Annotated in this window: 13 protein-coding genes; 7 read left to right on the top strand and 6 right to left on the bottom strand. The window is 61.8% G+C overall.

Annotation, left to right across the window (positions count from 1 at the left end; translation table 11 throughout):
• Nucleotides 1-637 (top strand): IS630 family transposase (locus tag JQC81_RS30615; protein WP_246520779.1); only part of this gene is annotated, 637 nt, incomplete at its 5' end.
• Between the two features lie 217 nt (nt 638-854).
• On the opposite strand, the gene JQC81_RS30610 is transcribed toward JQC81_RS30615, so the two are convergent.
• Nucleotides 855-1,295, bottom strand: a complete 441-nt coding sequence (locus JQC81_RS30610; RefSeq protein ID WP_203275552.1) for a response regulator — start codon at nt 1,293-1,295, stop codon at nt 855-857.
• Nucleotides 1,292-2,770, bottom strand: a complete 1,479-nt coding sequence (locus tag JQC81_RS30605) for a sensor histidine kinase (protein ID WP_203275551.1) — start codon at nt 2,768-2,770, stop codon at nt 1,292-1,294. Before JQC81_RS30605 ends, JQC81_RS30610 begins: the two co-directional genes overlap by 4 nt.
• A gap of 72 nt (nt 2,771-2,842) precedes the next feature.
• Here JQC81_RS30605 and JQC81_RS30600 point away from each other — a divergent pair, with 72 nt between their 5' ends.
• From JQC81_RS30600 to JQC81_RS30590, 3 genes are all read left to right on the top strand, one after another.
• Complete coding sequence (locus tag JQC81_RS30600) at nt 2,843-3,826, top strand: sensor histidine kinase (protein WP_203275550.1); 984 nt, start codon at nt 2,843-2,845, stop codon at nt 3,824-3,826.
• The gene (locus JQC81_RS30595; RefSeq protein WP_203275549.1) at nt 3,802-4,242 is read left to right on the top strand and encodes a response regulator; all 441 of its coding nucleotides are present in this window, start codon (nt 3,802-3,804) and stop codon (nt 4,240-4,242) included. The genes JQC81_RS30600 and JQC81_RS30595 overlap by 25 nt, the downstream gene beginning before the upstream one ends.
• Nucleotides 4,243-4,819: 577 nt before the next feature.
• Entirely contained in the window at nt 4,820-6,208 is a 1,389-nt protein-coding gene (locus JQC81_RS30590; protein WP_312887617.1) for a DegQ family serine endoprotease, read from the top strand.
• A 58-nt stretch (nt 6,209-6,266) separates the two neighbouring features.
• Here the strand turns inward: JQC81_RS30590 and JQC81_RS30585 are convergent, their stop codons facing one another.
• Entirely contained in the window at nt 6,267-6,548 is a 282-nt protein-coding gene (locus tag JQC81_RS30585; protein ID WP_203275547.1) for a hypothetical protein, read from the bottom strand.
• A gap of 223 nt (nt 6,549-6,771) precedes the next feature.
• Here JQC81_RS30585 and JQC81_RS30580 point away from each other — a divergent pair, with 223 nt between their 5' ends.
• Nucleotides 6,772-7,551: a trypsin-like serine protease gene (locus JQC81_RS30580; protein WP_312887616.1), complete on the top strand. Its 780-nt coding sequence runs from the start codon at nt 6,772-6,774 to the stop codon at nt 7,549-7,551.
• 165 nt (nt 7,552-7,716) lie between these two features.
• Here the strand turns inward: JQC81_RS30580 and JQC81_RS30575 are convergent, their stop codons facing one another.
• Complete coding sequence (locus JQC81_RS30575) at nt 7,717-8,031, bottom strand: hypothetical protein (protein ID WP_203275545.1); 315 nt, start codon at nt 8,029-8,031, stop codon at nt 7,717-7,719.
• 458 nt (nt 8,032-8,489) lie between these two features.
• Here JQC81_RS30575 and JQC81_RS30570 point away from each other — a divergent pair, with 458 nt between their 5' ends.
• Both JQC81_RS30570 and JQC81_RS30565 read left to right on the top strand, forming a co-directional pair.
• Nucleotides 8,490-9,392: a DnaJ C-terminal domain-containing protein gene (locus JQC81_RS30570; RefSeq protein WP_203275544.1), complete on the top strand. Its 903-nt coding sequence runs from the start codon at nt 8,490-8,492 to the stop codon at nt 9,390-9,392.
• Complete coding sequence (locus JQC81_RS30565) at nt 9,393-9,677, top strand: MerR family transcriptional regulator (RefSeq protein WP_246520777.1); 285 nt, start codon at nt 9,393-9,395, stop codon at nt 9,675-9,677. It begins immediately after the preceding gene.
• A 333-nt stretch (nt 9,678-10,010) separates the two neighbouring features.
• Here the strand turns inward: JQC81_RS30565 and JQC81_RS30560 are convergent, their stop codons facing one another.
• Together JQC81_RS30560 and JQC81_RS30555 are read right to left on the bottom strand one after the other, a co-directional pair.
• Nucleotides 10,011-10,364, bottom strand: coding sequence for a hypothetical protein (locus JQC81_RS30560; RefSeq protein WP_203275543.1), 354 nt, complete (start codon nt 10,362-10,364; stop codon nt 10,011-10,013).
• A 16-nt stretch (nt 10,365-10,380) separates the two neighbouring features.
• Nucleotides 10,381-11,136 carry a Bax inhibitor-1/YccA family protein gene (locus JQC81_RS30555; RefSeq protein ID WP_203275542.1) on the bottom strand — a complete coding sequence of 252 codons (756 nt, stop codon included), beginning with the start codon at nt 11,134-11,136 and terminating at the stop codon, nt 10,381-10,383.
• Between the last annotated feature and the right edge of the window lie 1,254 nt (nt 11,137-12,390).

Below are 12,390 nucleotides of genomic sequence, written 5' to 3'. Positions count from 1 at the left end.
GGCTCCGTGGCTGCGGGACAATCCCGTCCTCCCATGCTCCACCGGGGAGCACGGCCGGTCCATGCCATTAGACTTCCCAACGCGTCTGGAGGAGATCGCGAAGGACAAGGCCGATGGCCGCCCTGTAGAGATCTGGTTTGCCGACGAGGCGCGGATTGGCCAGAAGAACAAGATCACGCGGCGCTGGGCCAAACGCGGCACCCGTCCCTCCGCGCCACGGGATCTGCGGACTGCGTCTGCTTATATCTTCGGCGCGATCTGCCCGGCGCAAGGCAAAGGAGCGGGGCTGGTGCTGCCGCGCTGCACGACAGAGGCGATGACGCTGCATCTCGCTGAGATCTCCCAGGCCGTAGCAGCTGGCGTGCACGCAGTGCTGCTGCTCGACCAAGCCGGCTGGCATGTCTCAACCAGACTGAAGGTGCCGTCGAACATCACCCTGGTGCCGCTGCCGGCAAAGGCGCCTGAACTGAACCCGGTGGAGAACATCTGGCAGTTCATGAGAGAGAACTGGATCTCCAACCGGATCTTCACGTCCGACACCGACATCCTCGATCACTGCTGTGCGGCGTGGAACAAGCTCACTGATCAACCCTGGACCATCATGTCCATCGGCTTGCGCGAGTGGGCGCACCAATGATGATCAGCGGGACTTGGTATCAGGCGTGGCCTTGCGAACGTCAGTTCACGCCACCAATGCGGAATTTCGGCTAAGGTCCGCCCGGTGCTATCTGTAAACATCGCCGTATTGTTTGGGATCGATGTGATTGGGGGCACCACAAGGGCACATGTCTCCGGCTAGCCTGTAACGTCTCGGTCCTAGCGGCCGCTGACGAGCAGTTTCAGCTCGCTGATCCTCACATTGCCACCCGAACGGCCTCGTTGAAGCCCAGCCAGTACGCATGGATCTGCTCGACCATTCGGAGCAGTTCCTCGGGACGCGCGGGCTTCACCAGATACGAGTTCGCGCCAAGATCGTAAGCCCGCTTAAGATCAACGTCCTCACGCGAGGAGGTCAGGATAATGACTGGAACACGCCGCAGCACCGGGTGTCCCTTGATCCACTCCAGAACCTCGAACCCGGAGCGGCGGGGAAGCTTCAGGTCCAGGAGCACCACCACCGGATTTGGTCGGTTCGGGACGTTGGCAAGCTCACCCAGAAGTGCCACGGCCTCGTCACCATCAACAGCAAACTGGAAGGGTGTCTCCACCTTCGCCTTTCGGAACGCCCGGGCGAGCAGATCCCGGTCATCCGGATTGTCCTCGACGATCAGGATCACATCATCGGCAGGGTTCATATGGTCGGCTCCCTTTGCACGCTCCTAAGCTCTATCCAGAAGCGGCTTCCCTGACCGGGCTCCGATATTACACCGCTGCGGCCGCCCATGCGTTCGATGCTCCGACGTACAATGGCAAGTCCGATGCCAGTGCCAGGGTAACTTTCCACGCCGTGCAGCCGCTGGAACGGCTGGAAGACACGCTCTTGGTGGGCCGGATCAATGCCGATGCCGTTATCCTCCACCCAGAGCCTTACTCGCCCATCTGACTCCTCTGCTCTGATGCTTACGTGGGGTGTCTGTCCGGAGGGGATGAACTTGATAGCATTCGACAGCAGGTTGTCCATCACTTGTGCGAGCGTGGGCGCATGAGCCATGACATCGGGCAACGGAGGTTCCACCTCTACCCTAGCCTTTGCTTCCCGGATGATCGGCTCGGCGTTGGCAATTACCTTTTCTACGGTTGCTTCGAGGTCCACCGGCCGTACGCTTACCTCCTCCCTGGCCAGACGGCTGTAGGTCAGGATGTCCTCGATCAGGACCTCCATCCGTTCGGCGGCGGAAACGATGCGGTCGGTGAAGCGATGCCCCTCCTCGGGCAGGATCGACCCATAATCCTCCACCAATGCCCCTGCATAACCGTGCATGGCTCGTAGAGGCGCTCTTAAGTCGTGGGAGATTGTGTAGGCGAAGGCATCGAGCTCCCTGTTAGCCTGACTGAGCTGGGCGGTGCGCTCCTCAACTTTCCGTTCGAGGTCTTGCCGGAAGCGCTGCTCGGCATCGAGCAAACGGGCATTGGCGCGCTGACGCCCGATCCAGATTACACCGAGGATGGCACTGATTAACGCTAGTACGCCCGATACCGCAGCAACCCGGGTGGTCCAGACTGCCCTCTGCTCCAGTTCCCGCGTGCGAGAGACCATGATCTCCTGCTCGGCCCGCTCGAACTCGGCAATGGCGGCTTCAATGTCCTCCATCAGTTTCTGCCCGACATCGGTCCGCACGACTGCCAGGGCCTCTTCGAAACTTCGCCCTCGCAGTTCGACTGTCCGGCCCAGTTCCTCTAATTTGGCTTCGATGAGCGGGCGCAGCCCAGCCAGGCGGGTAACCTGTCCAGAATCCTGCACGGCTTGTTGCAGCCGCTGGAATGTGCTCCAGACCTGCCCAATTGCGCGCTCGTAGGGGGTCAGATAACGACGTTCTCCAGTTAGAAGATAGCCTCTCTGCCCTGTCTCCGCAGATCGTATGTCCACATGCAATTCGGCAGCATCCCGCAAGATTGAGCCCGTCCGCAGGACAAGAGTTCGGGTTTCCGTGAGACCGGAGAGGAGGACATTTAACGTGATCGCGCTCGCGACCAGCAGCGCTCCGGCAAGCGTGAATGCAAAGGCTCCAATGGAACGCTTAAAACGGGAAGACCTCGCTGGAGCTTGACCAGACGTGGGAGGTCTTCCAGTAGCCTTCTCTTTCATGGGAGTGTCAGCAGATAGGATCAACGGGGCTTCCTGTTCGTTGCCTTTGCAGCTTTCTGAACCAATTCGTCCACCACTGATCGCCTGAATGGTCCCATGCGCATTCTCTTTGTCGATGATGACCCCGATGCCCGTGTGCTGGCAATTCGGGCGGTTGCCCAGGAGTTCCCGAACGCTGGGTTCCGTGAGGCAAGCGACCTAGTGAGCCTCGACCAAACCCTGCTGGAGCAAGCACCGGACATTCTCGTCACCGATTTCGACCTGCGTTGGACCGACGGGATTGCAATTTTCGACCGGGTCAAGGCGACCAACCCCTTCTGCTGTTGCGTCATGTTCACCGGAACAGGCAACGAAGAGCTGGCGGTCAGGGCCATCAAGCACGGTTTCGATGATTACGTGGTCAAAGGAGCCAAGCAGCTTCGTCGCCTGGCCACCGCAGTTCGCACGGCTTACGACCGCGGCCGGGAACTGCGCGAGCTCGGCGAGAACCGCGACCTCGTCCTCAAGGAGCTTTACCATCGGCTGCACAACAACCTTCAGATCGTGATCAGCCTCCTGCGGATGACGGAAAAGGCGATTGCAACCCAAGGTGACCGTGAGCAACTCGCGGATCTCGGGCGACGGATCCAAGCGCTGAGTGCCCTCCAGGAGGAGTTCTACCGCTCGGAGGACTTCCGAAAGGTGGACTTCGCCGCCTTCCTTCAACGGCTGGCTGGCAGCCTCACGGAACTGAAGGTTGGTTACGTTCGGCTTACGTCCCGGCTGGAGGCAATGGTCTTGCCAGTTGACTTGGCGGTGCCCTTCGGGCTGATAGCCAATGAAATCTTCACCAACTCCCTGAAGCATGCCTTGCCGGAAGGTCGCTCCGGTGGCTTGTCAGTGGCCCTCGAACGATTGGGAGATCGAGCGGTTCTGACGGTTGCAGACGATGGGGACGGCGTCAGGGGGGTGGATCTGTTCGCAGCGACATCCGGTCTTGGAATGCGCCTTATCGGACGGCTGACAGAACAGGTCGGGGGTGAGATCTCTTTTGAACGAGGTGATACAGGAGCCATATGCCGGATCAACGTTCCACTATGATGGGAAAGCTGCGTGTTCTCGTCGTAGAGGACGAGGCACTCGTGGCAGACTACGTTGCCGACGTGATCGAGGAGGCCGGTCATGAGGTGGCCGGCTTTGCTGCGACTGGCGAGAAGGCGCTTGAATACCTGTTACACGAACGGGTCGACCTCGCTGTCCTGGACATCAAGCTGAAGGGCAGCCTAAGCGGGATTGACGTGGCTCAGGCAGCTCGGGAGCGCGCGATCCCGCACGTGTTCATCTCAGGCTCTGGCGATCCATCGACGCGCCAAGCTGCGGAGGCGACGGGGCCACTCGCCTTCCTCCAGAAGCCGTTTAACCAAGCAAAGCTTGTTTCTGTCTTGGAGACCGTCACGGAATGCAAAGCAACGTCCGAGCCTCCCCCAAGCATTGGAGGGGAAGGGCGCAGGGGTTGAAGTGCGAAGACACCCGGTCATGTCCTCCCAGCCAACCACGTCTTGGATGAGCGTCGACTTAGGGTCGGATTGTGATTTTGGGTAGGTTGAGTGAGGCCCACCCAAGAGGGGTACCTGCCCCAACCATGCTCAGCGCAAATGACGGGATCGGGTCAAAATCTCACGTTCCTGCCGATTAACGAACGTCAGCACCTGAGTGTCGAAGCGGACCGAGCGCTTACTTCTCAGAAGTGCCACGAGCAGCCCTTGCTTGGCCTTTGTGTGAGCTCGCATGGGAGGTCGCGCCGAGCGTGCGAGCATTAGGCCACCCGGCTTCCGAGGAACTCCCTGATTCCATAGAGGATACCTCACCCAGCAGGAGGAAAACCAATCAGCCGTGAAAAGTCGTGTCGTTTCCGCGTGCAGTAGTGATGCCTGAGAACGGCTCCTATCTAAAGCTGTTGTCCAAAGCCGGGCTACGGGAACCACTTCCTTTCCCCGCCCTCGGCACCGCGCTTTGGCCTCTCGGAGCCGTTCATGTTCTGCACAGGAGGATCCTATGCCTCGTTCTGGATCAAGCTTAACCTTGAGAAGGCATGTGCTAGCCGGAGTTATCGCTCTCCTGGCATTCACCGCACCACCAGCAGCGGCCCAGCAGGTTCCGACTGACTTCACAGCCATCGTGAAGCAGAAGATGCCTGCCGTCGTCGCCATTACCACCAAGCAACGCGTCGAGGAACAGGAGCAGGCGCAATCGCTGCCGGACGACCTACCCTTCCGCGAGTTCTTCCGCCGCTACTATGGCGAAGGCCCGGAGCCCCGCCGGCAACAGCCCCGGCAGGCGCTTGGCTCGGGCTTTGTGATCAGCTCGGACGGACACATCATCACCAACAACCACGTAGTCGAGGACGCGGCCGAAATCCACGTTGTGTTCGGTGACAAAACCAATGTCCCTGCCGCCCTCGTCGGCCGGGATCCGGCCACCGACATTGCCGTGCTAAAAGTCGATCCTCAGCCCAACATGGCCATCGCCACCTGGGGCGACTCGGATGCTGCCGAGCCGGGCTCCTGGGTGATTGCCATCGGCAGCCCCTTCGGCCTCGGCGGCACGGTGACGGTTGGTGTTGTCTCGGCCCGCTCCCGCGACATCCGCTCAGGCCCGTATGACGACTACATCCAGACCGACGCCTCCATCAACCGCGGCAACTCCGGTGGGCCGCTATTCAACGTCCGCGGCGAAGTGATCGGCGTCAATACGGCGATCTTCTCCCCCTCCGGCGTCAATATCGGCATCGGCTTTGCCGTTCCATCGAAGACTGCTCAAGCGGTGGCGGACCAGCTGATCCGCACCGGACGGGTCGAGCGGGGCTATGTGGGACTTCACCTGCAGGAGCTCACGCCGGCCATTGCTCAGGCGCTCGGCCGCTCGGACGACAAAGGCGTGCTGGTAGCCTCGGTGGAGCCCGGCGGGCCGGCCGACAGGGCGGGCTTCCAGTCAGGTGACTTGATCACGCAGTTCGAACAAAAACCGGTGGAGAGTGGTCGCGATCTCTCCCGTGCGGTCGCCGCCATGAAGCCCGGCACCCAGGCGTCGGTGACCGTGATCCGGGACGGCAAGCCTCAGGAACTGGCCATCGTCATCGGTCAGCGCAGCGACGAGCAGGCCGCCCGCTCGACGGCTCCCGACGGAGCGCGTGACGGCAAGCGGCTCGGGTTGGCGCTCAGTCCGATCCCTGAGGCAGCGAGAGGTCAACTGGGGCTGGAGCCCGGCACGTCGGGAGTGCTGATCCAGCGGGTTGATCGGAACAGCCCCGCCGCGGAGGCCGGTCTCCGGCAGGGGGACGTGATCGTCTCGGCGAACAATCAACCGGTGAGCGCCCCGGCGGATGTGGCGAAGGCCTGGACGGACGCCCAGGGTCAGAAGCGACCGGTGCTCCTGCGCGTGAAACGTGAGGAGCAGTACCTGTTCGTCACCATTGAGGGATAGCAGCAGCGCAGCCGCAGCACGCCTGCGGCTGCAGCTTGCGCTGACGCCATGCGACGACTCACTCAGGGCGATCGCCGCTGCCCCCTGTTGAGTTATCGCTCATGGTTCGAGTGATGCTGCCGGTCGCCTCGATGTCAGCAGCCTGGCCTGGCACCACCATGGGCCCGCTCATGCCGAACGTGACGGCCCCGCTGCACCCGTCGTGAAGGGCGCTGGCCTGTACCTCCTGTGGCAGGCAGCGGGCTGGCGTATCCTGAGCGAAATCGGGGAGCGAGGATCCAGAGGCGGCAACGCCTATGACTGCACCCGCCAATGCACCGGGGAACGTGCGCTTGAGCAAGTCGACCTCCTCTGCATATTCAATGTCATGGCCTATGCTTCAAAACAGCAGACCGTGTTCTGGGTTCCTGAGGGATCGCACGAGCCTGGAGCGCGCCACTCCAGAGGTATCTGCAACCCTTGAAGCGAGGGGATGCTTTCTTACCTCATCCGCCACCACAGCATCGGCTCTATGGACAGGTCGCTGAAAGCTGACTTTGTTCGTTCATGATCTGACTTTGGTTATGACCATGAAACACCTCCACGTTCCTGCGAAAGGCGAGAAGCGCCACATCATCAGTCATTTGCCCGGGTGGCTCATGGCCATGGCACTTACATGGTCCATTGGCCCGGCTCACGGCATCGAAGGAGGCACCCTCGCACGGACTAACGATCAACTCGCCCGCGCCACAGTCGCCGTCGGTACACTCGTTCAGCCAGATGGCTCTCTCCGGTTGAGCCGCTGTTCAGGAGCTCTCATTGCTCCAGATCTTGTTCTCACAGCAGCGCACTGCATCAGGGGGAACCCGGTGGGGGCTGTGGTTGGCTTCTATCAGGGCAGCAGGCGAATTGCCTCCGCCCATCGTGTCGCCGCGGCGGCTCGTCATGCTGTCGGGTCAGGTCGCCTCGCGTCCCGCGATCTGGCGGATATGCTCAACGAGATCTCCCTCGACATTGCTGTCTTGCGCTTGGAGACGCCGGTCAGGGGACGCAGTCCCCTGAGGCTCGCTAACCGATTGCAGCGCATTCCCTCGACCCTGCAGCTGGCTGGCGTTGGCCTCTCGGGACAGGCGGCAGGAACGCTCAAGACAGCCGCGCTGAGGCCTCTTGCGATGACCGAAACGGGGCTGATCATCGCGCGCACGGTCGGCGCCCGCGTCTGCATGGGCGACTCGGGAGGTCCTGTCGTCATCCCGAGCAGGAGCGGCCCACTGCTAGTAGGCGTGGCGAGCGCGGTCATCACCCCTCAGGCGCCGTGCGGCAACATCCTCATGATCGCCCCTGTCACGATCGCCGGTCCGTAGTCTTGAACTGGAGGACAGGCCATTCATTCAGCTTGAGGATCCAGATTTTGCCGGAAGCACCGGGGCAGTCGATCCCCTCCCCGGCTTCAGGAGGGAGAGAACTGTCCCGGCACTCACGATAGGGTAGGAGGTTCGGCTACTGTGCTTTAGCCCCAACCAAGAGGACTATGGGCAGACCTCGACACGGCGCCATCCGCCACGAATGCGCTCGCGGGCAAGATGGCAGCCCGGCTGGACCATCGTATTGGGATCATAGCTGATCTGGGGCTGAACCGGGGTGACTGGAGATGCTGAAAAGATCGATCCTGTGGTCTGTGCCTGGGCGGAGCTGATCCCCGCTCCAAGGGCAATTCCACCAACCCCGGCGGCGGCAATCGCCGGTATGACCCAGCCCGGATAGGCCGAGGCCGGTGTCGGAACGATGGCCGCAGAGACCGCGATGGTGAGTGCTGAGGTAAGACTGATCAGGGTTTTTCTCATCGCCATTCCTCCAAAATAGGGTGCAGCAGGCACCCTGCTTTTTCAGTTTCGTCACAAGGAATGCGATAGCTTCTTAACACTCGGTAAGATCTACCTCGGTGTGGGAGAGATGCGGGCTCGGGCAATGACACATTGCTTCCGTCCGCGGCGTACTAACATTGATGGGGCGGGAAGGTACCGACCAGCCGCTTGGATCGCAACGGGAAGCCCTCGTGTCGACGGATCGAGAAATCTCGAACCGGATGTGCTCGATTCGGGAGCCGAGCTGTTAAACGTGAGGACCGTGTCCTGACCCGGTGACAGTGCTCTTTCCGTGTCCTTTTTGATCGCCCTTTGTGATCTGGATGCGCCCCCAGGATCAGGGATCCGGACCAGCCGAACCGGCGTTTTGCACCTGTAACAGGAACGCATGTTGCGTTTGCGAGGACCAAGAACGCTCGGTTGAATGGAGGGAGGTCGTGGCCGAGTCCCCTTACGAATTGCTTGGCGTGAAGCCTACTGCGTCTGCGGAGGAGATCCAGAAGGCCTATCGAAAGCTGGCCAAGAAACACCATCCGGACCTCAACCCCGGCGACCGGACGGCCGAGGACCGCTTCAAGGCGATTTCAGCCGCCTATGACCTGCTGAGCGACCCTGAGAAGCGCGCTCGTTTCGACCGTGGCGAGATCGACGCTTCGGGCGCCGAGCGACCGCAGCGCCGGTACTACCGAGACTTCGCGGCTGAGGAGCCCGGACCATCCTACCACAGCGAAGCCGGCTTTGCGGATTTCATGGATCAGGACATCCTGTCGGAACTGCTCCGCCGCGGCGCACGAACCCGGTTCGCGATGCCTGGGCAGGATCTTCGCTTCCGTCTCGCCCTCGACTTCCTTGAGGCGGTGAACGGCACCCGCAAGACCGTGACCCTGCCGAGCGGCCAGTCGCTCGACATCACCATTCCGGCCGGCATCCGGGACGGCCAGGTGGTGCGGCTCGCCGGCAAAGGGGAGCCAGGCATCGGCGGCCCGCCCGGCGACGCCTTGATCGAAATCCACGTGCGTCCGCACCGCCTCTTTGTGCGGGAGGACGACGACATTCGCCTCGAGGTGCCGATTTCCCTGCGCGAGGCCGTCCTCGGAGGCCGCATTCAGATCCCGACCCCGACGGGCCCCGTCATGGTCAGCGTTCCGAAGGGCAGCAACACGGGACGGATCCTGCGGCTCAGAGGCAAGGGCGCACCACGGCCGGACGGGACCCATGGCGACCTGCATGCCGTCCTGAAGGTCGTCCTGCCGGACCGCCCGGATCCGGAACTCGAAGCCTTTGCGGAGCGGTGGACAGGCGGCGCGTCCTACAATCCCCGAGATGGCATGGAGGCGTAGATGCTGACCATGGAGGAGTTCCAGTTGCGTCTGGACGTCGATGCGGGAACGGTCCAGGTCTGGATTGAGGAAGGCTGGCTTCTTCCGCAGCGGGACCAGGCAGGCTTCGCATTTTCCGAGCTGGATGTAGCACGAGCCCGGCTGATCCGTGACCTCAAGGACGGGATCGGGGTCAACGACGAGGGCATTGGCATCGTTCTGAACCTCGTCGACCAGGTTCATGGCCTGCGGAGCATTCTGCGCGAGTTCCTCCATGCCGAAGCCGGCGGTCCGCCCAGGTCATAGGCCAGCCGGCCCGGGCACGACGTTCGGAACGCAGAATCGGCAGCGCCCTGGAAGACGCCCGCGCGTCCAGGTATCACTCGCTTGGACCAGGACTACGCTGCTGTTTCCTTCCGTTCTCTTCGCCACTACCCCATAGAGGCCAAACCACTCATTCTTGCGCGGTGCCTGGGTGCCTGAAAGCGCGCTGGCCCGCCTCGACGTTCTTGGGCTTGCCGGACCACGCCTTCTGGGGCGCCACATGAAGAGTGCGGCCTTAGATCGGCGTTACGCCCTGGGGTGCAAGAGCCGGGACGGCAGCATGCTGCCGTCCCGGCTGTTCTTGATTCCTCTGGCCTAAGCGGGCACGCCCTGGGGTGCCGACATAGCAGCGTTCGCCTTGACCGAGGGCTCGGGAGCGACGGCAAGCGACGGGTTGTCCTGCGATGACGCACTACCGACAGACCCATCTTGGCGTGCCGGACCGAGCTGGCCGTAAACCCGGGCCCATTCAAAACCTGGCTTGTAGCGCAGATCCATGAGCGGGCGCAGCTCAGGCTGCGCCAGGTCCATGATGGTTGCGTCACGCCAACGCCGCTTTGTGAGCTGGTTGCGGGAGAACGGCCAGAGCCGTCTGACCTCTTCCTCAACCTGCAGCACGATCTTGCCGCCTATGGTGCGGCGGAGATTGAATCGTCCAGTCAGGGGCATGGCTTCCTCCGTTCCGTTACTCCTCCCGCTGGCCCAGGAGGGACAGCAGAAGCTGGAAGAGGTTGAGGAAGTTGAGGTAGAGGCTCAGCGCCCCGAAGACCCTGCTGGTGAGAGCAGCATCACCGTGGGCAAGGCCCGCGACATACTCCTCCTTGATCCGCTGGGTATCCCATGCGGTCAGGCCCGCGAACACGAACAGGCCGATGACCGTAATCGTGAACTGCAGGGCCGAACTCGCGAGGAACAGGTTGACCAACGAGGCCAGGATCAACCCGACCAGGCCCATGAGCAGGAACGATCCCCAGCCGGACAGATGGCTGCGCGTGGTGTAGCCCCACAGGCTCAAGGCACCGAAGGACGCGGCCGTGATAAAGAAGACGCGCGTGACGCTCTCACCGGTATAGGTCTGGAGCAAGGCCGCGAGGCCGACGCCCTGGAGGGCCGTGATGCCCCAGTAGATCCCCTGCAGGCTCGCCGGAGATAGGCTGTGAGCCCCGAACGACGCGATCAGGATCAAGCCCAAGGGACCCAGCAGCGCGACCCAGCCGAGCGGGGTCAGCTCGCGCGGGCCGGAGTAGAAGAGCTCACCCAAGGGCGTGTTCGCTACCGCGTAAGCGACGGCGCCGCTCAAGGCGAGCCCGAGCATCAGGTAGTTGTAGACACCGATCATGTGCGCCCGCAGGCCAGCATCGAACTCGACCCGCGACGGCGCGAACGTGCCTGGCCCAAACCCGTATGGCGCCAGGCGAGAATTGTCATTCCACCGAGACATGACAAACCTCTTCAAGCTAGTTGCCGATCAGGTTCAGCGACGACTCAAAAAGGCTTATGCGGATCTCGCCCGAGGGGACTTCTCTGCCCCACAAAGTGGCGCGAGAGGGTCCGTCCTAAGCCTCGTCGGAGTGCATCGGTCAAGCCACGCCCGCGAGGAGCCGGCTTGATACATTAGAGATGTGATCGAGCAGCAACGCTTGCAAGTCTTTTCGCATCAGACACGAGGGCCTGATAAGGGATTTTTGCGACCCGGTGAACACACCCGTGAGCGTCGGTCGCCGTGAACTTCGCGCCATGCTCGGTTGGAGCGCTGTCGGGCCGGTCAGCACCCAATACAGATATCCGGGATGATCTCTTTTGGATTCCTGCTCAGAAGCCGCTCGTACTTCCTGGAGAAGTCGACACGCTGCCGGGTATCAGGTGTCGACTTGTGTGTCCTTCACTCTGTTCAAATCCTGCTGATACGTGGCGGTCTGCGCTTTCGAAATCGGCGTCTGGTCTGTCGCGCCATGGCCGCAGGAAGAGCTGCAAGGCTCACGAACAATCCAGCAAGAAGTCTACGACGCATAAGGATCCTCCAACCATAGAGAGCCCCACCCGCTCAGGCGACCCCTCCTTTTCGGTGGACGGGTGCACCATGTTCATTGTGATCCACCACGAGCCCCAGGAACCCTCACTCGCAGAGTCCCCGCCGGATTTTCAGCTGGCGGAACTCTGGAGTGACGATGTGCGTGTGCCTGATGCTGTCTTTCATCAACACCAAAAGCCTTCCTGCCGGCATGCGGCCGGCGTGAGTTTCGCCGGGGACGCGCATTTCGCTGCGGTGACTGCATGTTAACAGCCCCGATCTTCCGTTCGTCGTCCGCTTCCGTCCGTACCACACGATGTGGCTCTGGATACCGCAGGGACATCATAGAACTGAAGACCAAGGGACATGAACATATAATAAGCCCACCGGAGACGACGCTGCCGAGGATGAGAGGTGCCAGCATGTTCATCCCTTGCTCTCCACCGGCGATGACGGTCCATGTGGCCGCCTTGAGAGATGGCCACATGGACGAAGAGCATGCAAAACGCGGATCGAAGCCAGGACGAGCATCCTCGATCCTTCCGGCCTTGAGCCTTATGCCGCAATCCTATGGCTCGGATGCCCTGCCCCATTCCCGATCATCAAACCCATGGGGCCCGCATGCACCGGCACGGTCTCGCCGTCCTTGATCTCACCGGAGAGGATGAGCTCCGCCAGCGGATC

The organism is Microvirga arabica (assembly GCF_016811235.1).
Classification (GTDB): Bacteria; Pseudomonadota; Alphaproteobacteria; order Rhizobiales; family Beijerinckiaceae; genus Microvirga; species Microvirga arabica.
This window is presented reverse-complemented; position numbering and strand designations above follow the sequence as displayed.

Bases quoted from the DNA above. Each gene is read 5' to 3' on its own strand.
- JQC81_RS30610 (WP_203275552.1), bottom strand. From the start codon at position 1,295: ATGAACCCTGCCGATGATGTGATCCTGATCGTCGAGGACAATCCGGAT.
- JQC81_RS30600 (WP_203275550.1), top strand. From the start codon at position 2,843: ATGCGCATTCTCTTTGTCGATGATGACCCCGATGCCCGTGTGCTGGCA.
- JQC81_RS30595 (WP_203275549.1), top strand. From the start codon at position 3,802: ATGCCGGATCAACGTTCCACTATGATGGGAAAGCTGCGTGTTCTCGTC.
- JQC81_RS30580 (WP_312887616.1), top strand. From the start codon at position 6,772: ATGACCATGAAACACCTCCACGTTCCTGCGAAAGGCGAGAAGCGCCAC.
- JQC81_RS30575 (WP_203275545.1), bottom strand. From the start codon at position 8,031: ATGAGAAAAACCCTGATCAGTCTTACCTCAGCACTCACCATCGCGGTC.
- JQC81_RS30565 (WP_246520777.1), top strand. From the start codon at position 9,393: ATGCTGACCATGGAGGAGTTCCAGTTGCGTCTGGACGTCGATGCGGGA.
- JQC81_RS30560 (WP_203275543.1), bottom strand. From the start codon at position 10,364: ATGCCCCTGACTGGACGATTCAATCTCCGCCGCACCATAGGCGGCAAG.
- JQC81_RS30555 (WP_203275542.1), bottom strand. From the start codon at position 11,136: ATGTCTCGGTGGAATGACAATTCTCGCCTGGCGCCATACGGGTTTGGG.